We start from the raw sequence: 24003 nt of genomic DNA on the forward strand, positions 1-24003 counted from the left end.
CACTTTCTTGTAGGGGCACGTTTGAGATTCGCTCATATACGAATCAACAACTTACGCGACGAACTGTCGAACTCGGGAGGGATGGGCGTGCCGGATCGGAGCGAGTGGAGGGGGCGGTGGGGGCGGGCGGCCTGCTTACATGCGCTCGGAGAGCAGTGTGGCGCTGCGTTCGCTGAGCACGATGACGAGTTTCATCATGGCGCGTGAAGCGCCGACAAAGAGTTTCCGGGCTTCGCGTTCGTCGAGCACTTCGAAATCGACTTCTGCCAGCACCACGGCAGGCGCTGACTGACCCTTGAAGCGGTAGACCGATTCAAGCAGAAGTTCTCCGGGGCTGTAGATCGGGCCGCCCAGCATGTCGTAACGCCCTGTGAAGCGGCGCAGGTGATGGGGGCCCAGTTGATCGAAAGGCATGAGCGCGCTGTGCTGCTGGCCGTGCGCACTGAGAATGACGATGTCCTGCTTGCGGAAGCCTTCTCCGAGGCAGCGGCGGATGGCTTCCTTGACACCGTTGCGCAGGCCTTCGGCGTCGCGGTAGGTAATGATGTCGAGTTCTTCGCTGTCAAAAGGGGAGGCGGCCTCGATGCTTTCCTCCCCGGGTAGCAGTCCCTGAAGCAGTCGAACGACCGGGCGCGGGCAGCGGTAGTTGGTGCGCGCGTCGATGCGGATCCAGCCGGGCTCGTTGAAGGGCGGGCGAGCATAGAGGTTCTGCATCGGGTCTTCGAGCCAGATGAGGCGGGTGTTCTCATTCGCATGGCGGAAGATCAGCGTGCGCCAGGCGGGTTCGAAGTCCTGCCCTTCATCGACGATGAGGAGGTCGAAGCCTTCGTCCGCGGGCGCCAGCGTGGCAGCCTGGTCGATGAGCCGGTTGAAGGCGTCGGGGCTGGAAAAATCGGTCTGCACGCCGGCCTGCTTGAGCAGCCGGTCACAGAAGGCGTGGAAGGTGAGGCACAGGCTGCCGGCCGGGGCGATGGCTGCCATGTGATCGGCCAGTGGCCGGTTGAAGCAGAGGTAGAGCGCGCGACGGCCTGCGGCTGCTGCGTCATGCAACTCGGCCAGCGCGAGCTGGGTTTTGCCCGAGCCTGCCGTACCGGTGACGCGCATGCGATAGGGGGAAAAGTCCAGCCGTCGTCCCCAGTGTGCGAGTCCGCCGGCAACGCGGGTGACCAGCGCACGCGCCTGGCCGATGCGGGTGCTGACATCTGTGGCGAGCTGCAGGGTGTCACTCAGGAAGCGATGAACTTTCCTTGCGACTTCGGAGGCGTTGCCTTCGGGCAGGATGCGCTGGATGACAATGGCAAGTTCCGCACGCCGCTTCGCGTCCACGATGCGTTCGGGTTGCAGCCCGGCGGTGACCGGGTTGCGGACCTGGTAGTCGGGGCAGTAGAAAAGATGCTCGATGCGGACGAGTTCGCCGCCGAGGCTCTGGAAGAGTTTCTTCTGCATCGCGTGCAGCGTGCGCGAGACCTGCGCCGCGACACTTTTCTGGCGCTCTCCATAGGCATTGACGAGGCCGTCCGGGCCTTCGCTGAGAAAGCCGCATTTCTGCTCGATCAGGAGCAGGTCGCCCGCGCGGTTGACTACCACGAAGTCGATTTCGCCATGCACGCCGCCACGCTGTTCGAGCAGTGTCCAGTGCACCGAGTGATAGATCGTGTAGCTGTCGGGCAGGGCGGCCACGAGCAGCTTCAGGGTTTCGATCTCGCGCAGGGCAGCACCGGTGACTTCGAGTGCTTCCCAGCCGCTGGGCAGTGCTTTGGCCACGTCATCTCTCCCGATTTCGATGGCGGAAGCATAACCCGCCGGTGCAGACCCCGGTCAGTGCTTGCGCCGCCAGTTCCAGGGCGGTATCGGGTGCGCATCACGCCACAGCCCGGCTCGGTGTGCGCGGGCCTGCTTTTCGGCGTGGGCGTATTGCTGCGCTTCGGTTGCGGGCTGGTCGCGGGCGTATTGCCTGTAATGCCAGGCGAACCCCTTGCGGATGAGCTGCAGGCCGACATCTTCGCCGCCAATCAGCACCCGGCCGAGTGTGCGGCCGTAGCGATCCTTCTTGCGCTGATCGATCTCTACCGTGCGACCGAACACCGTACTGGCGAGCGCCTGTTTCGATTGTTGGCCCCAGGGCTGGTTCCTCTCGGGTGCATCGATGCCGGCGATACGTACCTTTACTGCTGTGCCGCGGCGCATCACGCTGAGTGTGTCGCCATCGCTGACGCCGACGACCTTGCCGCTGAAATCCGCTGCCGCGACCTGGCAGAACGCTGCGAGCAGCACGAGGAAGGCGCTGCGCAGCCACTTGCCGGAATGATTTTTCAAAACGTGCTGCCTTTGCTGCTGAAAATGCTGGGTCCGCGAGAGGGCGCGCCCGGGAGTGCGAGGATCAGGCTTGCGCCGGGTACTCGATGTAGATGTGGTCGGCCGCCTCGGTGGCGGTCGCGGTGTCGGAGAGCTTCGCGCCCAGCGTGAAGGCGAAGCGGAAGGCGAGCCCGAGGCCGCGGCCAGTCAGCAGGTTGCCGTCTTCAACGATGTCAGCGTCTTCATACTGGCCGTCCTGATAGAGCTTGTAGTTCTCGCCGGAGCAGGTATAGCGGCGCCCCTGCAGCAGGCCGTTCTGCGAGAGCACATGCGCGCCGGCCGAGCAGATGGCGGCCACGATCCGGCCGGCCTGGTCATGCTGTCGCACGAAGCGGAGCACCGCAGCGCTGGCGCCGAGATTGCGCGCGCCTTGCGGGCCACCGGGCAGCACGACGGCGTCATACAGCGTGTCTTCGCGCTCCGACAGCAGTGCCTCCGCCTTCATCGGCACATTGAAGTAGCTCAGGACTTCATGCGTGTCATGGACGGCGATCGTCTCGACCGTGATGTGCTGACGGAAGCGGCGCAACACATCCAGGGTGATGATGGTTTCGGCGTCTTCAAAGCCGGGCGCCATCAGAAGGGCTACGGTTTTCTTCATGTCGGTCGGTCCTGTGCGGCGCCTTGTCTGGCAAGACCGGCATGATGGCATGCTGGCAGGCAGACGGCTGTGGGCCGGATCAAGAAAAACACGGCTGCTTGCCGGTTTTCCGCAGCCACATGTGCTGATGGAGTCAGGCCTGCCAGGTGTTCACTGGGGAACGATCCGGGAGCCTGGTCGTGCCGCGCAGCGAGGGCTGGGGTGAGCTGCCGTGCGCAGTTGTCCGTCATGCCGTTGCCATGTTTTCGATCAGCTGCTCTCGCGCAGGATGAGCTCGGGCGCGCAGAGATAGTCAGGCAGGGCAAGCGTCTGCCCCGCGCGGCCGGCTTCGATCAGGCGGGCCAGCATGCGGACGGCCTGCCGGCCCATTTCGACACGATTGCGGCGGATCGTGGAGAGTGGCGGTACATACCAGCCGCTGCCTTTCACGTCATCCACGCCGATGAAGGCAACGTCTCCCGGGATCTGCAGCCCCAGCTTGTGTGCCGCGCTCATCGCACCCAGTGCGGTGTGGTCATTGCCGGCGAACACCGCGTCGAATCCGCCCAGGCGCTCGCGCAGGGTGAGGAAGCCCGCCTCGCCGCCTTCCGGCCCCCAGTTGCCGAACACGAGGTGGCTGTCATCTGCAGGCAGGCCTGCCTCTTCCATCGCATGGCGCCAGCCGCGCAAGCGCTCTTGCGCATCCCAGGCGTGTTCCGGGCCGGCGATGTGCACGATCCGGCGGCGGCCGCGTTCGATGAGGTGGCGCGTGGCCATCACGCCGGCGCCGAAATTGTCGAAGGCGGAGAAGGGCACACCGACCGATTCGGAGCGCACCAGCGCCACGACCGGAACGCCGTGGGTCTCGGTGATGCGGCGGATCAGCGCCTCATGCGCGGTGTGCCGCTCCGCCAGCATCCACAGGATGCCTTCCACCTGCCGATCGAGCAGGCCCTGCACGAAGCGGTCGTCCGGCTCCGGGTCATCCGGCTGGTGCTCGCGGATGAGGAGCGCGTAACCGAAGGCTTCAGCCTCGGCCGTGATGCCGCTGTTGAGCTGGCGGCCGCCGAGGTAATCCTGCCCGGCGCAGACCACGCCCAGCGTGCGCGAGCGGCCCTGAATCAGGTTGCGCGCGAGTTCGTTGCGGCGGTAGCCCAGACTGTCGATCGCGGCCTGGACCCGCTCGCGCGTGGCGCTCGCGACTTCCTCCGAGCCATTGACGACGCGGGAGACGGTCTGCAGCGACACGCCGGCGGTGGCGGCTACATCCTTGATCGAGACCTTGCGTTTGCTGGGTGAGGACAAGCGGTTTCTCCGGAAAGTATCGAGGCGGGCGCTCCGTCCGGCCCGCTGAATGCGACGCTGATCTTAGCAGTTGATAACGTTCTCAATTTCGCAATATTTCTGTGCTAGCGTACTCAGGCACGTCTGGAGCGAGCGCGTACGACCCGATTACCGGCGGGGCTGGAAAGGCTTGAAGCGCAGACGTTGCAGGCTGGTCAGAACGGTTATCCCGGGCGACGTCCGATCTGCAAGTCGGACGTCGCGCCGGTCCGTCTGGCGCGGAGGCCGAAGAGCCGCCGGCACAGCGATCCACCTTGGCAGGCGGTGCGTGGATCAGTACCCTGCCGGCTTCGCCCGCCGAAGCTTTCGGCCAATGCTCCGCTTTCCCCTCGCATGCTGACCATCCGATTCGAATCCCTGATCCTGGCCTTCGGGCTTGCACTGGCGGCCATGCTGCCCTGGCATTTTGCGCCGCAGACCGTGTTCTTTGCCGAATACGCCGTCGCGGTGAGTCTGCTGGCGGTGTGCTGGCGTTTCGATCCGGCCGGGCGGCCGATCAGTCGCGGGCTGCTCGGGGCGCTGGCCTTCGCGGTCCTGGCTGCCGCGATTTGGCCAGGGCGCACGGGCGGGCTGGGCTACGCCGTCTATCTGGCGGTGCTGCTGCTGGCCTACCTCTGCGGTGCACAGGCGAGGGATCGCGCCTTGCCCGAGATGGTGGCCTGCGGACTGCTGCTGGGGGCACTGCTGCAGTCCCTGGCGGGCGTGATCCAGCTGATGGGCTGGAATCCGGGCGGGCTGGTGATGCAGAAACTCTATCTTCAGGCCTTCGGCAACATCGGCCAGGCCAATCACTATGGCGATCTGGTGTTTCTCGGGCTTGCTTCGCTGTGCTTCCTGCATGGCCGGAATCACTTCAGCCTGCCGCTGACCCTTGCCCTCGGGGCCTGGCTCGCGCTGGCGGCCGCGGCCTCGGCCTCGCGCAGTGTCTGGCTCTACACCGTCGTTTTCCTCGCGCTCGGGCTCTGGGCAAGCTGGCGCGGCGATGCTGCCGCGCGCCAGACCGGTCGCGCGCTGCTGGTCGTCGCCATCCTCTCGGTGATGGCGCAGACGCTGGTGGGCTATGGCCACATTCTCGACGTGTTCGGTGTGACCTCCTCGCTGGATCGTGCCGGAGACGCCGGCTCCAACGGACAGCGTCTCTACAACTGGCATGCCGCCTGGCTCGCGATCCAGCAGCATCCCTGGCTGGGGCAGGGGCCGGGCACTTTCTACAAGGCCTCGATCGACGCGATGTTTGCCACCGCGCCGGCCGGTTTTCCGAAGTTTGCGGAGCATGCGCACAATCTGCCGCTGAACCTGGCGGCGGAATTCGGCCTGCCGATGGCCGTTTTCCTGTGCCTCGCCCTGGCGGTCTGGGGGCTGCGTCATCTGCTGAGACCGGCGAGCGCGCACAGCGTGTGGGCGCTTGCCGCGGTGGGCGTCGTGCTCTCCCACAGCATGGTCGAGTATCCGCTCTGGTATCTCTATTTCATCGTGCCGGTGGGCCTGTGCATGGGCGTTGCCGACGCGGATGCGTCCGGCCTGCGCGCGCTGCGGGTGCCGCAATGGTGCGCCGCGGCGTGTTTTGTGCTGGCCGTGGCGGGTTTGGGTTGGGTGATGCAGGACTGGCTCCGCGTGCGCGAGGCGCATTCGATGCTCTCGGCCTATGAGCCCGAGCTGCCGCAGGATGTGCGCATCCGGGCACGTGAGGAGCTGGCCGCCGTCTCGCGTTTTTCGGTGTTTGCCGCGCATGCGGAAAGCCTCCGTCTGCAGGCCTGGAGACCTGAGGACGGTGATGCCGCGGGCATGGCCGCTCGTTGCGATGCGCAGTGGGCCTACAAACCGGGCTGGTACATGATGATGCGTTGCGGCGAAGCCTATGCGCTGAGCGGCAATGCCGCGGCGCTCGATCGCCTTGCCGTCGCCTTCTGCGATGGGTTTCCTTATCACCGGAGCCGCGAGGCGGCCTGGGCGAAGGGTTTTGACGAGGAAGGGCTCACGTCCACACGGATCAGCGGGCGTGCCTGTCTGAAGTGAAGCCTCCACGCGGCAAGCAGCGCGGCACAACGTATACTGCGCGCTTTCCTTTTTTGCCCGGACGGCTTGGCGCCAGCGCATGAAAATCCTGCTCGTGATTCCGACTGTCCATGGAGGCGGCGCCGAGCAGGTGGCGGCGGTGCTGGCCCGCGAATGGTCCTCGGCTCACCTGTTGCGCGTGATGGCCTGGCATGTGGGCGCGGAGCAGCTGGATTTCGGCGTGCCGGTGGAAGATCTCCGCCTGCCGGCGCAGACCTCGGCCAGCGCGAAGCTGCGTGTTTTCCGCCGGCGGGTCGAACTCGTCGGCCAGGCCGTTGAGGGTTTCCGTCCCGATGTGGTGATGGCCTTCATGGATGAGGCGGGCCTCGTCTGTTCTGCCGCCGCGCTCGCCGGCGGCTGGCGTGAGCGGCTCATCGTCAGCATGCATCACAACCCGCGCTGGCTGGGTCGGAGCCGCCGCCTGCTGCTCGCGGCCGCCTACCGTGTGCCGGCTGCGGTCGTGGGGGTGTCTCAGGGCGTGCGGAGCGAGATGGCGCGCAGCCTTCACCTGGACCCGATCCGTCTCCATGACATTCCGAATCCCCTCGTGCTGCGCGACGACGAGGGCGAGCAGGCCAGCCGCGCGGTCGCCGCGCGTTTCGCGCCGGGATTCCTGCTCTTCGTCGGCCGGCTCGATCGGCATACCAAGGGGCTCGATACGCTGATCGACGCGTTCGCCAGCCTGCCGCGCGAGCGCCCCCCCCTGGTGATCGTGGGGGACGGCCCGGATCGCGCCTGGCTCGATGGCGAAGTGGGGCGTCGTGGCCTGGCGGATGTGCATTGCGTCGGCTGGCAGGCCGATCCGCATCCCTTCTATCGGCGGGCTGGCGTGTTCGTGATGAGCTCGCGCTTCGAGGGCTGGTCCAATGTGCTGATGGAGGCCATGGGGCAGGGCTGTCCGGTGGTGGCAACGGATTGTCCGTATGGACCGGCGGAAATCCTCGGCCAGGAATTTCAGGCGCTGCAGGTGCCGGTCGATGAGCCGGCACGGCTTGCCGCTGCCATTGAGCGCCTGGTGGCTTTGGGCGACGCGGGGCGACGCGAGCTGGGCCAGTCGCTGCGGCGCCGGGCGAGTCGCTTTGCCGCGCCCGACGTGGCGGCACGCTGGCTGGCTCTGGCGGCCAGCCTGCCGGGGCGGCACACATGAGCTTGCGGACCTCGGCCGCGTATGTGGCGGTGCGCATGGTGTCCGGCCTGCTTGCGATGGCCACGCTGGCGCTGGTGGTGCGGGGGCTCGGGCCGGAAGCCTATGGCCAGCTGAGTCTCGGACTCGCGCTGGCCGCCGCGGTCACCCTGGTCCTCTTCAACCCGCTTAATGCCACGCTGGCCCGCTTTCATGCCGAGCCCGCGCAGCGCGAGGCCAATCTCTGCCTCTTGCGCCGACTGTTGCTCGGTATCGGTGGCGGCTTGCTGCTGCTGAGCCTGTTGCTCGAAGCGGCCGGTCTGCAGCTTTTTGCGGGCGGTCTGCTGGTGGCGGCAGCCTGCATGGCGCTGAGTCAGGGCATGTTCGATTTTTCCGGTCAGCATCTGGCGGCCTCCCAACAGAGCCGGCGCTATGCCGTGCAGTTTCTGGCCAAGGCGGTGGGCAGCCTGTGCGGCTGCGCGCTGGTGCTGCGCGCCGGTGGCGGGCCGGTGGCAGTGCTGCTGGCGATGGCCGCTGCCTTCCTGGCGGCCGCGCTCATGGCCGGCCCGGTCTGGCGGCGGGCAGGCGAGCGCGTGTCGAAGCCTTCGGATCGGCGCGAACTGCTGGCTTTCGGGGGCCCCTTGCTGCTGACATCCCTGCTGGGCTACCTGCTGCTGTGGGGAGATCGCTACCTGCTCGAGCGGTTGGTGCCGCTTGCCGAACTGGGGCGCTACAGCGCGCTCACCGACCTGGCCCAGCAGACGCTGGGGCTGGTTTTCAGCGGACTCTGCAGTGCGTGGTATCCGCGCCTGGTGCTGGCTTTTGGTGCGGGTGACCGGGCGGAGGCCCAGCGGCTCTACGAGCGCTACGCCGCGCTGGGTCTGGCCGCGTGCCTGCCGGCGGGTGTGGGCTTTGCGCTCTTGCTGCCGGATATTCTGCGGCTGCTCTATGGCGAGGCGTTTGTGCAGGTGCCGGCGGCCTTGCCGGCGCTGGTCAGCGCGTCGGCCATGATTGCCGGCGTCAAGGCCTATTACCTGGATCAGGCGCTGCTGCTGGGGAAGCGGGTGTGGTGGCATGCCGCCAGCATTGCGCTGGCCGCTGGTGGCGGTTTGCTTCTGGCCGCACTGCTGGTGCCGCATGCCGGCATTGCGGGTGCGGCGGCCGGTCTGCTGACCGGCCAACTGGCGGGGGCCGGTCTCAGCCTTCTGGGCGGGCACGGCGTGCTGCTACGGCGTTGTCCCCGGGCGCTGTGCTGGCCACCGGTGGCAGGGTGTGCACTGATGGTGCCGTGCCTGCTGGCCTGGCCTGCGGGCGGCTGGCTGGCGGTAATGCTGCGCGTGCTGACGGGTGCGCTGGTTTATGCCACGGTGATGTGGCTGGCTGATTTCGACGGAGTGCGCGCCCGCCTCATGCGCAGGTTCAGATGAAGATCGTTCTGTTTGCCAATACCGACTGGTTTCTCTTCAACTTCAAGCTCTCGCTGGCGCGGGCGTTGCGCGAACGCGGGGATGAGGTGATCCTGATGAGCCCGCCGGGTGACTATGGCCCGCGCCTGCGCGAGCTGGGTTTCCGCTGGGAAGCGCTGCCGGTGTCGCGCAGCGGGGTCAATCCGCTTGCCGAAGTGGCAGTCATCCGCCGGATCGCCGCGCTCTACCGCGCCTGGCAACCGGATCTGGTCCATCACTTCACGATCAAGTGCGTCATTTACGGATCCTTTGCGGCGCGCCGGGCCGGTGTGCCGGCGATCGTCAACTCGGTAACGGGCCTCGGCTTCGCGTTGCTAGCCAATACGCCCAAGGCGCGATTGATCCGGCCGGTGGTGCTGGCGCTCTATCGGCGCGCCTTGCGGGGAACGGAAGTGATCTTCCAGAACGCCGACAATCGCGACACCCTGGCCGCGCATGGGGTGCTCACACGGAGTCATGTGCAGGTCATCGCGGGAGACGGTATCGATGTCTCCCGTTTCCGGCCGGCGGATCAGGCTGGAGAGGCGCCAGTCGTGCTGATGATGGCCCGCCTGCTGCATTCCAAAGGCATTGCCGACTTTGTGGCGGCTGCCGGCATCGTCCGGCAGCACAGGCCCGAGGTGCGCTTCCTGCTCGCGGGCGCCCAGGATCCGGGCAATCCGGAAAGCATCTCGGATGCTGAGCTGGCAGGCTGGCGCAGCGAGGGCAGCGTCGAATTCCTCGGTCAGCGAAGCGACGTGCTCGAACTCAATCAGGTGGCCGGTATCGCGGTGCTGGCCAGCACGCAGGGTGAGGGGATTCCACGGGCGCTGCTGGAAGCTGCGGCCTGCGGGTTGCCGATGGTGGCGACCGACGTGCCTGGTTGCCGCGATCTGGTGGTGCCGGGCGAAACAGGGCTGCTGGTGCCGCCCGCCGACCCGCAGGCGCTGGCGCAGGCGCTGCTGGGGCTGCTGCAGGACGCGGCGGCGCGCGCGCGCATGGGGCAGGCCGCGCGCGAGCGGGTCGAGCGATGCTTCGCGGACGCGGTGGTCATCGGAGAGACCAGCGCCGTCTATGTCCGCGCGATGGAGGCGGCGCGATGACACTCTGGCCGCTTGCTCTGGCCTTTGTGCTGGCAGCACTCGCGTGCCATGTGCTGGGGCGTCATGCTGCCCGCCTGCATCTGCTGGATGAGCCGGACGCCCGCAAGCAGCATGGCGCACCCGTGCCGGTGGTGGGCGGCATTGCGGTGGTGCTGGCCTTTGTGCTGGCCAGCAGCGGGCTGAGACTGCACGGGCTGCTGGCCGAGGCTTCCGGACCGGTCCTGCTGATGTTTGCGGTGGGCGTGATCGACGACGCGCGCGACCTGCCGGCGCGTTTCAAGCTGCTTCTGCAGGTGCTCGCAGCCTGGTGGCTGGTGCAGGCCAGTGGTGCCTCGCTTCACTCCCTGCCGATGCCTTTCATGAGTGGTCATCTGGTGCTGGGCGCTTTCGCGCTGCCGCTGACGGTGCTGATGGTGGTGGCGGTCATCAATGCCATCAACATGATTGACGGGCTCGACGGCCTGGCCGGCGGATGTCTTTCGATTGCGGCACTCGCGCTGGCGCTGGCAGCACAGCTCGTGGGGCGCAACGATCTGGCGCTGGTGTCGGCCACGCTGTGTGCGGCCGTCCTCGGTTTCCTGCTGTGGAATGCGCGCTGGCCCTGGCAGACGCGCGCCCGGGTGTTTCTCGGTGATGCCGGCGCGCTGGCGGTCGGCATGCTGCTGTGCTGGCTGGTGCTGAAGCTCTCGCTCTTCTGGCAGGGCTTCGATGTGGCACGCGTGCCGCTGACGGTCGCACTGGCGCCTCTGGCCGTTCCGGTGATCGACCTGATCGTGGTCGCGTTCTGGCGCATGGCCGAGGGGCGCAATCCGATGCAGGCCGATCGCGGTCATTCTCATCATCTGCTGCTGCAGATGGGCCTGAGCACCGTGGCGGCGGTGCGCCTGATGTGGCTTGCGGCAGCCCTCATTGCCGCGCTGACCTTCGGGGCCTGGCGTGCCGGGGTGCAGGAGGGCCGCCTGTTCGGCGTGCTGCTGGCGGGCTCGCTGCTGTATCTCGTGTGGTTCCGCCTGAGCTGGCTGCGTGTCCGGAAGGGGCAGGGCTGATGCGCATCCTCTATGTGACGACCGGGCTGGGGGTGGGGGGGGCCGAGCGCGCGCTGGAACGCCTGCTGCCGGCGCTGGCGGCCCGGGGTTTCACGCTGGCTGTGGTGTCGCTGCGCGAGCCGCAGCCGGTCGGTGCCCGGCTGCGCGAGCTGGGCATCGAGGTGCATGAGCTGGGCATGAGGCCGTCGCGACCGAGTCTTGCCGGTTTGATCCGACTGTGGCGGGTTGTCCGGCGCTTCCGGCCCGACGTGCTGCAAGGCTGGATGTATCACGGCAATCTTGCCGCCCAGCTGGCGCGGCTCGCCGCCCCTCGCGCAAAGGTGCTGCTCTCTATTCATCAGACCCTGGCAAGGCTGGAGCTTGAAAGTCTGGCAACGCGGACCGTGATCCGACTGGACGCCTGGCTGTCGCGCTTTGCCGCGAGCGTACTGTATGTCGCGCAGGCCGCTGTCGCCCAGCATGAGGCGGCCGGCTATGCGCGGCGGGCGCTGGTATTGCCGAATCCGCTGGATACCGGCGTGTTCCGGCCGGATGCACAGGCGCGCGCGGCGGTTCGTCAGGCCCTGGGTATCGGCGAGGCGCAGTTCGTCATGACCCTGCTTGGCCGGTTTCATCCTGCGAAAAATCACGAAGGTTTCCTTCGTGCGGCCGCGTGCGTTGCGGCGGAGCGTCCCGAGGTGGTGTTTTTGATGGCCGGGCTCGAGGTGGAGTCGGCGAACCCGACGCTGGCGCCCCTGCTGGCTGCGCCGGCCCTGCAGGGGCGCGTGCGGGCCCTGGGCCCGCGTGATGATGTCCCGCAGCTCCTGGCCGCCAGCGACCTGCTGGTGCTGAGTTCGATCCAGGAGGCCTTGCCGAATGTGGTGATGGAAGCCATGAGCTGTGCCGTGCCCTGTGTCGTGACCGATGTGGGCGACGCGGCGCGGATGATCGGCGACACCGGCTGGCTGGTGGCGCCGGGCGACGAGGCAGCGCTGGCCGAGGCGATGGTCCTGGCGCTGGACGAGCCGGCGACAAGCCTGGCTCAAAGGGCGGCAGCGGCACGCAACCGCGCGGTGACGCATTTCGGTCTCGACGCCGTGACAGCCCGCCATGCCGCGCTCTACCGTTCTCTGGCCTGACTTCAGCCCTTCGAGTGCTGCCCGGCAGGCCGGATCTCCGACAGACTTTCTGCCGTAATTTTTCGTTGCCCCCTGCACGCAGCTGGGTTGTAATCCGGGTCTTGTCACATTGGTGTCATGTTCGCGAAATAGAGTGGCGGCTCCTGATCCACGATCCATGAAAGGTTCGCAATGAACAAGTTCGTACTGTTTCCCGGTCTGGTTGGCCTGGTGCTGGCTGTTTCCCCCGCTGTGCAGGCTGCATCGGTGACGGGTGCTGGCGCATCGTTCCCCGCCCCTGTCTACGCCAAGTGGGCTGACGCTTACCAGAAGGCGACCGGCAATCGTGTGAACTATCAGTCGATCGGTTCAGGCGCCGGCATCAAGCAGATCACCGCCAAGACCGTCGATTTCGGCGCTTCCGACATGCCGCTGAAGCCGGAAGAGCTCGAAAAGGCCGGCATGGTCCAGTTCCCCACCGTGGTCGGTGGCGTGGTGGCCGTGGTCAACCTGCAGGGCGTGAAGCCGGGCGAGCTGAAGCTGACCGGCGCTGTGCTGGCTGACATCTATCTGGGCAAGATCACCAAGTGGAGCGACAAGGCGATTGCCGACCTGAACCCGGGCGTGAAGCTGCCGGAGCAGGATATCGCCGTGGTTCGCCGCGCTGACGGTTCGGGCACTTCCTTCGTGTTCACCAACTATCTGTCGAAGGTCTCCGAAGACTGGAAGACCAAGGTGGGCGAAGGTACGGCTCCGCAATGGCCGGTCGGTCTGGGCGGCAAGGGTAACGAAGGTGTTTCCGCTTTCGTGCAGCGCATTCCCGCTTCCATCGGCTATGTCGAATACGCCTACGCCAAGCAGAACAAGCTGATCTGGACCCAGCTCCAGAACAAGGACAAGGCTTTCGTTCAGCCGGATGACGAAACCTTCAAGGCTGCAGCAGCGGGCGCTGACTGGAGCAAGAGCTTCTACGAGATCCTGACCGAGCAACCGGGTGCGAAGGCATGGCCGATCACCAGCGCCACCTTCATCCTGATGCACAAGAGTCAGGACAAGCCGGAGCAGGGCGCTGAAGTCCTGAAGTTCTTCGACTGGGCCTACAAGAACGGCGATGCGATGGCGACCGAGCTGGATTACGTTCCGTTGCCTGACGCGACTGTCAAGCTGATCGCCAGCAAGGCCTGGAATGTCGTGAAGGACGGCTCCGGCAAGATGGTTTTCACCGCTAAGTAAGAACTGCTAATGGACGCTTCACTTGCTGCAAGCAAAGATGACGCGCAAACCGGGGGCCTGCGGTCCCCGGTTTCTGCCGCATCTGCGGGGCCTTCGCCCCTGACCCGCAAACCGGTCTCCGACTGGAAGGAAACGCTGTTCTCCGGGCTTGTCCGCCTGGTGGCGCTGTCGGTTCTGGTTGCGCTGACGGGCATCATCGTCGCCCTGGTGTATGACGCCTGGCCGACGATCACCCATTTCGGGTTCAATTTTCTGGTGAGTTCCGAATGGAACCCGCCGATGGATCGCTACGGTGCGCTGGTGCCGATCTACGGCACGCTGGTGACGTCTGCCATCGCGCTGGTCATTGCGGTGCCGGTCAGCTTCGGTATCGCGGTCTTCCTGACCGAGCTTTCGCCCGCCTGGCTGCGTCGGCCGCTCGGCACCGCGATCGAGCTGCTCGCGGCGATTCCCAGCATCGTGTATGGCATGTGGGGCCTGCTGGTGTTCGCACCGGTATTTGCCAGTCATGTCCAGCCTTTGCTTGCTTCCACCTTCGGCAAGATTCCATTTGTCGGCGTGCTGTTTTCCGGCCCGTCGATGGGGATCGGCCTGCTGACCGCCGGCATCGTGCTGGCGATCATGATCATTCCCTTCATCGCGTCGGTGATGCGCGACGTTTTCGAGATCACGCCGCCGATGATCCGTGAATCGGCCTACGGCCTGGGTTGCACGACCTGGGAAGTGGTCTGGAACATCGTGCTGCCTTACTCCAAGACCGGCGCGGTCGGCGGGGTGATGCTGGGCCTGGGGCGTGCGCTGGGCGAGACGATGGCGGTGACCTTCGTCATCGGCAACACCAGCTTCCTGTCGTCGCCTTCGCTCTTCATGCCGGGCAACAGCGCAACCTCTGCGATCGCGAACGAATTTGCCGAAGCGGCGCCTGGTCTGCACACCTCGGCGCTGATCGAACTGGCCCTGGTGCTGTTCCTGATCACGCTGATCGTGCTGATGGCTTCCCGCTTCATGCTCTCACGCATGCAGAAACACTGAGTCGAGCCATGACCCTGTATCAGAAACGCAAGATCATCAACAATCTGGCGCTCGGCCTGTCGCTCGCCGCGATGGCTTTCGGGCTGTTCTGGCTGGGCTGGATCCTCTTTACCGTGGTTCAGCAGGGCTTTTCGGGCCTGTCAGTCAATCTCTTTACCCAGATGACCCCGCCACCCGGCGCGACCGATGGCGGCCTGCTCAATGCGCTGGTCGGCAGCGGGCTGATGGTGAGCCTCGCGACCCTGCTCGGTACGCCGATCGGGATTCTCGCGGGCGTGTATCTGGCTGAATATGGCCGCAAGACGCTGCTGGGCAGTGCCACGCGCTATGTCAATGACCTGCTGCTGTCGGCGCCTTCTATCGTGATCGGCCTGTTCGTATGGACGGTGGTGGTCTCCCGCATGCAAAGCTATTCGGCCTGGGCCGGTATCGCCGCGCTGGCGCTGATCGTGGTGCCGGTGGTGGTCCGCACGACCGAGAACATGCTCCTGCTGGTTCCTGACGCACTGCGTGAAGCGGCGTTCGCGCTCGGCGCACCGAAGCGGATCGTGACGCTGAGCATCGTGTTGCGTGCAGCGCGCTCCGGCGTGATGACCGGCATCCTGCTGGCCGTTGCACGGATCGGCGGCGAAACGGCACCCCTGCTCTTTACCTCGCTTTCGAGCCAGTTCTGGAGCCTGGATCTGAACAAGCCGATCGCCAGTCTGCCCGTCATGATTTCGCAGTTCGCGATGAGTCCGTTCCCCGACTGGCAGCGCATTGCCTGGGCCGGCGTTCTGATCACCACCATGGCCGTGCTGGCGTTGAACGTGGTCGCGCGCACCTATTTCCGGCAGAAACACTGAACGACTGCTCAAGGTATTACAGATGACCGAATCTCAAGATATCCATATCGAATTCCGCGACTTCAATTTCTATTACGGCCGGACTCGCGCGCTTCACAATATCAACCTGCCGATCGCACGCCAGAAGGTCACGGCCTTCATCGGTCCGTCGGGCTGTGGCAAGTCGACGCTGCTGCGCTCGATCAACCGGATGTTCGATCTCTATCCGGAGCAACGTGCTGACGGGAAGCTGCTGGTCGACGGCGTCAATGTGCTCGATCCGGGCACTGATCCGACCACGCTGCGCGCACGCGTCGGCATGGTGTTCCAGAAGCCCACGCCCTTTCCGATGTCGATTTACGAGAACATCGCGTTCGGAGTGCGTCTGCATGAGAAGCTGAGCCGTTCGGAGATGGATGAGCGTGTGGAGTGGGCACTCAACAAGGCCGCGCTCTGGAACGAAGTGAAGGACAAGCTGCAGGCGTCAGGCAGCAGTCTGTCGGGCGGTCAGCAGCAGCGTTTGTGCATCGCTCGTGGCGTGGCGGTGAAGCCCGAAGTGCTCCTGCTGGACGAGCCCACCTCGGCGCTGGATCCGATCTCGACGATGCGTATCGAAGAGCTGATCGATGAGCTGAAGAACGAGTTCACGATCGTGATCGTGACCCACAACATGCAGCAGGCCGCGCGGATTTCGGATCACACCGCCTACATGTATCTGGGCGAGCTGATCGAGTACGGCATTACCGACCAGATCTTCATCAAGCCGGTGCACAAGGCTACTGAAGACTACATCACCGGCCGCTTCGGCTGAGCCGGAAGCCCTCCGCAGGATGGAAGGCCGTCAGGAGCGATCCTGACGGCCTTCGTGTTTTCGAGCGCCCGGATTCGGGCGTGAAAAAAGCCGCCGGGCTGACGCCGGGCGGCTTCTGATGTGCTGGCTGCGCCGGATCAGGCGGGCAGGGCGATGCGGCCTTCCGTGCTGAACTGGTAATCCTTGAACACATGCTCGGCACTCAGCGAACGATAGCTGCCGTCCTCGTTTTTCGTCGTGGTGTCCTTCAGGCGATAAACATAGTGACCGCAGGTCCAGCAATCGAAGTTGCGCATGTGGGTGCACAGACAGGTCTTTTCCTTGACCGAGACCTTTTTTGCGCCGGGGTTGGCTTCAAGCGCCTTGTTATAGGCCTCGATGTAGGAGCATTGACCCTTGGCATCGAGCAGATAGCCATAGGCTTCGCAGTTGGGGCGAATGCCTGCGCCGATCGAGGGGCTCGATTTGAGCATGCGCATCGGGTAGCCGGTCGGCGAGGTTTCATTGACCTCGACCAGATCCTCGGTTGCGCGGAAGTATTCCTGCTTCACTTTCTCGGGCAGACCGCATTCATTGGTCACGGTAAAGCGTGTGGCGACCTGTACGCCGGCAGCGCCCATCTCCATGTAGCGGACTGCATCGGTGCCGGTGAAGATGCCGCCTGCAGGAATCACGGGAATGTCCAGCTTCTCGGCTTTCAGCCAGGCCATCACGTCCGCGACGATGGACGAGAGCTCGTATTTGGCCCAGTCCATGCCGAAACCGAGGTGGCCGCCCGCGAGCGGGCCTTCCACCACGACGTAGTCGGGCAGGCGATTGGTGCGGATGTTCTTGCGGATGAAGAGCTGCAGGGCGCGAGCCGACGAAACGATGATGCCCAGCTTGGCATCGCGAAAACGCGGGTGATCCTCGATCAGCGAGAAGCTGCCCAGATGCAGTCCGGCGGCCAGCGTGATGCCGTCGATGCCGGCATCCAGCGCCGAGCGCAGGCGAACGGCCAGCGTTTCCTTAGGCGCGTTCATGGTCAGCTTTTCCATGCAGTTGATGAAGACCATGCCGGCGCCGCGGACGGCTTCCATGGTCTTGCCCACATGCATCTTCGTGGCTTCCGCGAGCTCAGCCAGGCGGAAGTGCACGACTGACTTGTCGGTGTTTGCTACGTTGAACTTGTAGCGCTGCAGCTTTTCCTTGACGTAATTCGTGTTGAACTTGTTGTCCGACACGACCTTGATCATGGCGTCCGAAATATGGCCGATACCGCCAAGTCGGGCAGCTTCCAGCGCAAGGGCGGAGGTCGAAATATCGACACCCATGCCGCCGATCATGATCGGTACCAGCTCACGCTTGCCGAACATCAGGCGGAAATCATCAAGTTTGGTCATTGGGGCTACCTAAAATGCTGCGAGCTTGCCGGTCCTGGGTGGCCGGCTTGTGGTTCCCGTGTGGCCGGAACAGCCCGGCTGCACGCACGAACGCGGGATTGTACCGGGATTGACCGGCGCGTGCCGATGCCGCTCATGCTCTTCCTGACTCTAGCTGCAGACAGTGATGCTTGCACGGCTATAATCCCGCGCTGACGTCCCGCAACTTCCCGATACCGGATTCCAATGTCTTCCCAGCTCAATACCCTGCTTGCCCTGTCCCCGCTCGATGGCCGCTACGCCGGCAAACTCGATCCGCTGCGCCCGCATTTCTCGGAGTACGGCCTGATCCGTAACCGCGTGCTGGTCGAAATCGAATGGCTCAAGGCGCTGGCTGCGAACCCGGCGGTGCCCGAGGTGCCGCAATTCTCGGCCGCCACGCTGGCCGAGCTGGACGCCGTGGCCGCCGGGTTCTCGGAAGCCGATGGCGACGCGATCAAGACCATCGAAGCCCGCACCAACCACGACGTGAAGGCCATGGAGTACTGGCTGCGTGATCGCTTCGCTGCCAACGCCGAAGTCAGCAAGGCCGCCGAATTCATCCACTTCGCCTGTACCTCGGAAGACATCAACAACACCTCGCACGCGCTGATGCTCAAGGATTCGCGCGACGCAGCCTACCTGCCGGTGTTCGACAAGGTCGTCGCGCGTTTCGTCGAGCTGGCCCACCTGCTGGCTGATCTGCCGATGCTCTCGCGCACCCACGGCCAGCCCGCCAGCCCGACCACGCTGGGCAAGGAGATGGCCAACATTGCCTATCGCCTCAAGCGTGCTCGCAAGGCCATCGCTGGTGTTGAAATGACCGCCAAGTTCAATGGTGCTGTCGGCAACTACAACGCCCACCTCTCGGCCTACCCGGATATCGACTGGGCCGCGCACAACCAGGCTTTCATCGAGTCGCTGGGCCTGGTGTTCAACCCCTACACCATCCAGATCGAACCGCATGACTCGATGGCCGAGCTGTTCGATGCCATCGCGCGCGCCAACACCATGCTGATCGACGCCTGCCGCGACATCTGGATGTACATCTCGCTGGGCTTCTTCAAGCAGAAGCTGAAGGAAGGCGAAGTCGGCTCCTCGACCATGCCGCACAAGGTCAATCCGATCGATTTCGAAAACGCCGAGGGCAACTTCGGTGTGTCCAACGCCGTGCTGCGTCACTTCTCCGAGAAGCTGCCGATCTCGCGCATGCAGCGCGACCTGACCGACTCCACCGTGCTGCGCAACATGGGCGTGGCGGTCGGCCACAGCCTGCTGGGTCTGGAATCCTGCCTGCGCGGCCTGAACAAGCTGGAAGCCAACCCGGCCGCACTCGCCGCAGACATCGACAATGCCTGGGAAGTGCTGGCCGAGCCGATCCAGACCGTGATGCGTCGTTATGGCTTCGACAATCCGTATGACCAGCTCAAGAAGATGACCCGCGGCGCCGGCATCAGCAAGGAAGCCCTGCAGGAATTCGTTGCCACGCTGGACATCCCGGCGGCCGACAAGGAGCGGCTCCTGGCGATGACGCCGGCGAGCTACATCGGCGCAGCAGCAGAGCTTGCCAAGAAGATCTGAGAAGCCGCGATAAATGGTTCTGGCTGCGTTGCAAGCCCTTGCCGTACTCATTTGTACTGTCTGCGGCCTTGCGCCTTGCCAGAACCGCTGCGCTCCATTTCTTGCGACTTCTTCCCGGAGGGGCGAGTGAGCGATCCGCGTCCCATCGGTGTCTTCGATTCCGGGCTGGGTGGCCTGTCCGTCCTGCGCGAGATCCGGGCGCTGCTGCCGAGCGAGGGGCTGCTCTACTGCGCGGATTCCGGTCATGCGCCCTACGGCGAGAAGCCGCAGGCGCTGATTGCCGAGCGTTCCCTTGAAATATCAGCGTTCCTGCTTGAGCAGGGTGCCAAGGCGCTGGTGATTGCCTGCAACACGGCCACGGCCGCGGCCGCCGGAGCCATTCGCCAGCGCTGGCCGGATGTGCCGGTCATTGGCATGGAGCCCGCGGTCAAACCGGCTACGCATGCAACCCGCAAAGGCGTGGTGGGGGTGCTGGCAACGACCGGTACGCTGGAGAGCGCACGCTTTGCCGGCTTGCTGGATCAGTTCGGGCACGGCGTGACGGTGCTGACGCGGCCGGGGGTCGGCCTGGTCGAGGCGGTGGAGCGGGGCGAGCTCGCGAGCCCGGCAACGCTCGCCCTGTTGCGCACCCATCTTGAGCCCATGCTGGCGGGCGGTGCCGACGTGATTGTGCTGGGCTGTACCCACTATGTCTTTCTGCGCGAGCAGATCGAAGCCATCGTCGGGCCTGGCGTGCGGGTCATCGATACCGGTGCGGCCGTTGCTCGGCAAGTCCAGCGAAAACTCGCGGAATCGGAGATGCTGGCTGCTGAAAGGCTTGGCGATCTCCAGTGCTGGTGCAGCGGAAATCCTCGCAGCGTGGCCCCCGCGCTTGAGAAACTCTGGGGTTTCTCTCCGCTGGCGCTTTTGCCGCCGTCAACCTGCCTGGCCTGCTGATTGATACCGGGCCCGGGTTCGAAACCCGGGTGTTGCCGTCCGGATACAGAACAGACAGACGGCAACTGAATTGTCATGTCAATGCCGGGGAAACGTAATATCTCGTCACAGTTTCATTAGAATCTGCCGCTTCTGATAATTCGAGTCCATTCTGCTGCTTATGCCTCTTGCCATAGATACCTGCGCAGCGATGCACATCGGTGATCGATCCGATCAGCAGGATCGGGTCGCCATTTTCCCGCATCCGGAGCGCAAGGATTGCCTCATCGCGGTGCTGGCCGACGGCATGGGCGGGCATACCGGCGGCGCGATTGCGGCGCAGCAGGTCTTGCTCAAGGCCAAGCAGAATTTCGCCGCCTTCCAGCCTGCCAGCGAACCGACGCGCGAGTTCCTGCGCAGCGTGATTGACGAAGCGCATGTGGTCATCAAGCTCACCCGCTTCACTTCCGAAGCGGACCCGCACAGCACCGCAGTCGTGCTGGTTATCCGGCCTGGCGTGGCGGAGTGGGCGCATTGCGGTGATTCGCGTCTCTATCATTTCCGTCGCGGCAAACTGGTCTCGCATACGCCGGATCACTCCCTGGTGGGCGAACTGATCCGGACCAACCGCATCACCGAGGAGATGGCGCAGCACCATCCCCAGCGCAACCTCCTGCTGTCCTGTCTCGGCGCCGAGAAGGAGCCGCGGATCGATTACGACAGCGCGCCGGTGCTGGAGCCGGGGGACTGCTTCCTGCTCTGCTCGGACGGGCTCTGGGGGCTGGTGTCGGACGAGGAACTCGGCCGCACGCTGCACGAGCTCGATGCGCGCTCTGCCGCGCGCGTGCTGATCAACGCGGCCCGCGAGCGCGGCGAAGGGGTCGGTGACAACATCTCGATGGCCATCATCAAGATCAATCCGGTCTGAGCCTGCCGGCAAGGCTTCGGCGGCGCGAATCCGCGCCGCCATCGGGCTCAGCTGTTCATCCTGACCCACCAGCGTCGCCAGAACAGCGCAAGGATCAGCGCAAGGCCCGCAACGCCGATTGCGATGGAGGCATACAGCCAGCCGCCGGGATCTTCAAGCAGCGGCATGCGGTGGAAGTTCATGCCGAAAAAACCTGTGATGACGGTGGCCGGCGCGAAGATCGTGGTGACCACGGTCAGCATCCTGACTTCCGCATTGAGCCGGTTGCTGATCGATGACAGATGCAGATCCATCAGCCCGCTGATGAGCTCGCGCAGCGAATCGAGCTGCTCGATCACATGGACCGTGTGGTCGTACACATCGCGGAAGTACAGCTCGCTTTCCTTTCTCTCCAGTGCGCCGGGCGTGCGCAGCAGGCTGTTGATCACTTCGCGCAGGGGCCAGACGGCCCGCCGGATTTCGAGGGTTTCGCGCTTGAAGTGATTGATCTCCTCGATCGAGTGCTGGCGCGTACCGGTTACGAGACTGTCTTCGAGGTCTTCCACTTCGGTGGCCAGTGACTCCACGACCACGAAGTACTTGTCGACCACCGCGTCGATGAGCGCATGCATCAGCACTTCCGGGCCGCCACTGCGCAGGATGCTGTTGTTCTTGCGCAGCCGGTTGCGGATGGGGTCGAACAGTCCCGAGGATCGCTCCTGAAAGCTCAGGATGAAGTCCTTGCCGACGACCAGGCTGATCTGCTCCGAGTCGGCGTCATGCCGTTCGCTCTCGTAGCGGAAATTGCGCAGCACGATGAAGCTGTAATCCTCGTAGTCATCGAGCTTGGCGCGCTGCCGGGTGTTCGCGATGTCTTCGAGCACCAGCGGGTGCACCTTGAAGCGGCGCCCGATCTCTTCCATGACGACGGGGTCGTGCACGCCATGGACGTTGAGCCAGATCCACTGATGGCGGCGGTGATACTGACGGGAGGCTTCCAGCGTGTCGAAGCTCAGCTCTTCAAGATTGCCGGCGTCGTAATCGAAAAGCGAGAAATGCGTGCGATCGACCTTGACGTCACCCACGTGCACGATGCTGCCCGGCGCCTGACCGACCTTCGGCGCATAGCTGCGTTTGCGGGGGTTCTTCCGGGGTTTCCGGTCTGTGGTTTTGTGCATGGCATCATCCGGTTTTGTCCGGACACAGTATGATGCAATCCATCAAGCCCTGATGTAACAAGGGATATTTTGCAGTTTTTGTCCACTGGAGAGAGGCACTGTCACGGCTCGGACAGGAATCCCGTCGAGCACGCCGGCATATCCCGGCTGTGTGTGGATTCCTCGGAACACCGGTCTGTACCGGGTTCCGGAGAGCACGGCGGTTGCCGGTGCGGTTCTGCAGCGAAGAGCCGCGTGCCGGACGCCGGTTTCGAGGAGGCGGAGGCATGACTCTTGCGGTAGAGCCGACCGCAGGAGAAAGGATTGTCGTGCGCGGGGCATCCGACCCGGCGCATGCGTTTCATTTTTCTATCTGGACGTAAACGGAGAACAGCGGATGTCACTGCTCATAGGGGTGCCTCGGGAAGTCTTTGCAGGGGAGAAACGTGTCGCGACCGTTCCCGAGGTCGTGGAAAAGCTCATCAAGCTCGGTTTCCGGGTGGTGGTGGAGTCCGGTGCCGGCGAAACTGCCAGCCTGAGCGACGAGAGCTATCGCGCGGCGGGAGCCTCGATTGCCGCCAGTGCGGCCGAGCTCTGGTCGGGTGCGGATATCGTCTTCAAGGTGCGTGCACCGGCAGAGGATGAAGTGGCGCAGATGCGCGAGGGCATGACACTCGTGTCCTTCATCTGGCCGGCGCAAAATCCCGAACTGATGCAGAAGCTCGCCGCGAAGAAGGTCACCGTGCTGGCCATCGACGCGCTGCCGCGCCAGCTTTCCCGCGCGCAGAAGATGGATGCACTGACCTCGCAGGCTGGCGTGGCCGGCTATCGGGCTGTGGTCGAGGCGGCCAATGCGTTCGGTCGCTTCTTCAACGGTCAGATTACCGCTGCCGGCAAGGTGCCGCCTGCCCGGGTTTTCATCGCAGGAGCCGGCGTGGCAGGCCTTGCCGCGATCGGCACCGCTGCCGGTCTGGGCGCCGTGGTGCGCGCAAACGATACTCGTGCGGAAGTGGCTGATCAGGTCAAGTCGCTCGGTGGCGAATTCGTCAAGGTGGATTACGAGGAAGACGGCTCAGGCGGTGGCGGCTATGCCAAAGTCATGAGCGAGGGATTCCAGCAAGCTCAGCGCGAGATGTATGCGCGCGAGGCGAAGGATGCCGACATCATCATCACGACGGCGCTGATTCCCGGCAAGCCGGCGCCGAAGCTGATTACCGCCGAGATGGTTCAGTCGATGAAGCCGGGTTCGGTGATCGTCGATATGGCGGCCGAGCAGGGGGGCAACTGCGAACTCACGGTGCCGGGCGAGGCCGTGGTGCGCCACGGTGTGACCATCGTGGGCTACACCGACCTCGTCAGCCGGCTGTCACGCCAGTCTTCCACGCTCTATGCCACCAATTTGTTCCGCCTGACCGAAGAACTCTGCAAGACCAAGGATGGCCAGATCAACGTCAATTTCGACGACGACGCCATTCGCGGCCTGACGGTCATCAAGGACGGCGAAGTCACCTGGCCGGCCCCTGCTCCGAAGCTGCCGGCTGCTGCCCCCAAGCCCGCTGCGGCACCGGTGGCGGCCAAGAAGCCCGCACACGGACATGGCGAACCGAGCGGGCCGATGGCGGCAAAGAACATGGCGATCATCTTCGCCGTGGCGGCCGTGCTCTTCTGGCTGATCGGTGCCAATGCGCCGGCCGCCTTCCTCGGCCACTTCACGGTGTTCGTGCTGGCCTGTTTCGTGGGCTACATGGTGGTCTGGAATGTGAAGCCCGCCCTGCATACGCCGCTGATGAGCGTGACCAATGCCGTGTCGTCCATCATCGCCATCGGGGCGCTGGTGCAGATCGCGCCGCCGCTCTCGGAAAGCATTTCACGGCCGGATGAAGTCATCCGCTGGCTCGCGGTGGGTTCCATCGTGCTGGCCACCATCAACATGTTCGGTGGTTTCGCCGTGACCCAGCGCATGCTGGAAATGTTCCGCAAGTAAGGAGATAAGAA

The 24003-nt window shown here is 64.6% G+C and carries 20 protein-coding genes; 14 read left to right on the plus strand and 6 right to left on the minus strand.

Translation table 11 applies throughout. From position 1 onward, the window contains the following. Positions 1-135 precede the first annotated feature (135 nt). The 4 genes from ABDB87_RS08825 to ABDB87_RS08840 form a co-directional block, all read right to left on the minus strand. Positions 136-1764 (minus strand): ATP-binding domain-containing protein, encoded by a 1629-nt coding sequence (locus ABDB87_RS08825; protein WP_345926077.1) that lies wholly within the window; start codon positions 1762-1764, stop codon positions 136-138. A gap of 54 nt (positions 1765-1818) precedes the next feature. Beyond that, a complete protein-coding gene (locus ABDB87_RS08830) occupies positions 1819-2316 on the minus strand; it encodes a thermonuclease family protein (protein WP_345926079.1) in 498 nt (165 codons plus the stop codon). Between the two features lie 64 nt (positions 2317-2380). Further along, the gene (locus ABDB87_RS08835) at positions 2381-2956 is read right to left on the minus strand and encodes a DJ-1 family glyoxalase III (RefSeq protein WP_345926081.1); all 576 of its coding nucleotides are present in this window, start codon (positions 2954-2956) and stop codon (positions 2381-2383) included. Positions 2957-3205: 249 nt separating this feature from the next. Next, positions 3206-4240 (minus strand): LacI family DNA-binding transcriptional regulator, encoded by a 1035-nt coding sequence (locus tag ABDB87_RS08840; protein WP_345926083.1) that lies wholly within the window; start codon positions 4238-4240, stop codon positions 3206-3208. A 372-nt stretch (positions 4241-4612) separates the two neighbouring features. Between ABDB87_RS08840 and ABDB87_RS08845 the strand changes: the two genes are divergently transcribed. The 10 genes from ABDB87_RS08845 (at position 4613) to pstB (ending at position 16048) form a co-directional block, all read left to right on the plus strand. Then, a complete protein-coding gene (locus ABDB87_RS08845) occupies positions 4613-6295 on the plus strand; it encodes a PglL family O-oligosaccharyltransferase (protein ID WP_345926085.1) in 1683 nt (560 codons plus the stop codon). A gap of 79 nt (positions 6296-6374) precedes the next feature. Next, on the plus strand, positions 6375-7481 hold the full coding sequence (locus ABDB87_RS08850; RefSeq protein WP_345926087.1) for a glycosyltransferase: 1107 nt from the start codon (positions 6375-6377) through the stop codon (positions 7479-7481). Further along, positions 7478-8884 (plus strand): lipopolysaccharide biosynthesis protein, encoded by a 1407-nt coding sequence (locus ABDB87_RS08855; protein WP_345926089.1) that lies wholly within the window; start codon positions 7478-7480, stop codon positions 8882-8884. Before ABDB87_RS08850 ends, ABDB87_RS08855 begins: the two co-directional genes overlap by 4 nt. Next, positions 8881-10005 (plus strand): glycosyltransferase family 4 protein, encoded by a 1125-nt coding sequence (locus ABDB87_RS08860; protein WP_345926091.1) that lies wholly within the window; start codon positions 8881-8883, stop codon positions 10003-10005. Before ABDB87_RS08855 ends, ABDB87_RS08860 begins: the two co-directional genes overlap by 4 nt. Then, positions 10002-11051, plus strand: a complete 1050-nt coding sequence (locus tag ABDB87_RS08865; RefSeq protein WP_345926093.1) for an MraY family glycosyltransferase — start codon at positions 10002-10004, stop codon at positions 11049-11051. The genes ABDB87_RS08860 and ABDB87_RS08865 overlap by 4 nt, the downstream gene beginning before the upstream one ends. Next, complete coding sequence (locus tag ABDB87_RS08870; RefSeq protein WP_345926095.1) at positions 11051-12169, plus strand: glycosyltransferase; 1119 nt, start codon at positions 11051-11053, stop codon at positions 12167-12169. The genes ABDB87_RS08865 and ABDB87_RS08870 overlap by 1 nt, the downstream gene beginning before the upstream one ends. Before the next feature lie 171 nt (positions 12170-12340). Next, complete coding sequence (gene pstS / locus ABDB87_RS08875) at positions 12341-13381, plus strand: phosphate ABC transporter substrate-binding protein PstS (protein WP_345926097.1); 1041 nt, start codon at positions 12341-12343, stop codon at positions 13379-13381. 9 nt (positions 13382-13390) lie between these two features. Continuing rightward, complete coding sequence (gene pstC / locus ABDB87_RS08880; protein ID WP_345926098.1) at positions 13391-14413, plus strand: phosphate ABC transporter permease PstC; 1023 nt, start codon at positions 13391-13393, stop codon at positions 14411-14413. Between the two features lie 8 nt (positions 14414-14421). Further along, on the plus strand, positions 14422-15258 hold the full coding sequence (gene pstA / locus ABDB87_RS08885; RefSeq protein WP_345926099.1) for a phosphate ABC transporter permease PstA: 837 nt from the start codon (positions 14422-14424) through the stop codon (positions 15256-15258). Positions 15259-15280: 22 nt separating this feature from the next. Further along, complete coding sequence (pstB, locus tag ABDB87_RS08890; protein ID WP_345926101.1) at positions 15281-16048, plus strand: phosphate ABC transporter ATP-binding protein PstB; 768 nt, start codon at positions 15281-15283, stop codon at positions 16046-16048. 137 nt (positions 16049-16185) lie between these two features. Here the strand turns inward: pstB and ABDB87_RS08895 are convergent, their stop codons facing one another. Further along, the gene (locus tag ABDB87_RS08895; RefSeq protein WP_345926103.1) at positions 16186-17430 is read right to left on the minus strand and encodes a nitronate monooxygenase; all 1245 of its coding nucleotides are present in this window, start codon (positions 17428-17430) and stop codon (positions 16186-16188) included. Positions 17431-17655: 225 nt separating this feature from the next. Here ABDB87_RS08895 and purB point away from each other — a divergent pair, with 225 nt between their 5' ends. The 3 genes from purB (at position 17656) to ABDB87_RS08910 (ending at position 20872) form a co-directional block, all read left to right on the plus strand. After that, the gene (gene purB / locus ABDB87_RS08900; protein ID WP_345926105.1) at positions 17656-19029 is read left to right on the plus strand and encodes an adenylosuccinate lyase; all 1374 of its coding nucleotides are present in this window, start codon (positions 17656-17658) and stop codon (positions 19027-19029) included. A gap of 126 nt (positions 19030-19155) precedes the next feature. Further along, positions 19156-19965 (plus strand): glutamate racemase, encoded by an 810-nt coding sequence (gene murI, locus ABDB87_RS08905; protein ID WP_345926107.1) that lies wholly within the window; start codon positions 19156-19158, stop codon positions 19963-19965. A gap of 160 nt (positions 19966-20125) precedes the next feature. After that, positions 20126-20872 carry a PP2C family protein-serine/threonine phosphatase gene (locus tag ABDB87_RS08910; protein ID WP_385918022.1) on the plus strand — a complete coding sequence of 249 codons (747 nt, stop codon included), beginning with the start codon at positions 20126-20128 and terminating at the stop codon, positions 20870-20872. A 47-nt stretch (positions 20873-20919) separates the two neighbouring features. Here the strand turns inward: ABDB87_RS08910 and corA are convergent, their stop codons facing one another. After that, complete coding sequence (gene corA / locus ABDB87_RS08915; RefSeq protein WP_345926111.1) at positions 20920-22029, minus strand: magnesium/cobalt transporter CorA; 1110 nt, start codon at positions 22027-22029, stop codon at positions 20920-20922. A 376-nt stretch (positions 22030-22405) separates the two neighbouring features. Between corA and ABDB87_RS08920 the strand changes: the two genes are divergently transcribed. Then, complete coding sequence (locus tag ABDB87_RS08920; protein ID WP_345926113.1) at positions 22406-23992, plus strand: Re/Si-specific NAD(P)(+) transhydrogenase subunit alpha; 1587 nt, start codon at positions 22406-22408, stop codon at positions 23990-23992. The last annotated feature ends 11 nt before the right edge of the window (positions 23993-24003 follow it).

The sequence above is a fragment of the Uliginosibacterium paludis genome, from assembly GCF_039631355.1.
Lineage (GTDB): Bacteria > Pseudomonadota > Gammaproteobacteria > Burkholderiales > Rhodocyclaceae > Uliginosibacterium > Uliginosibacterium paludis.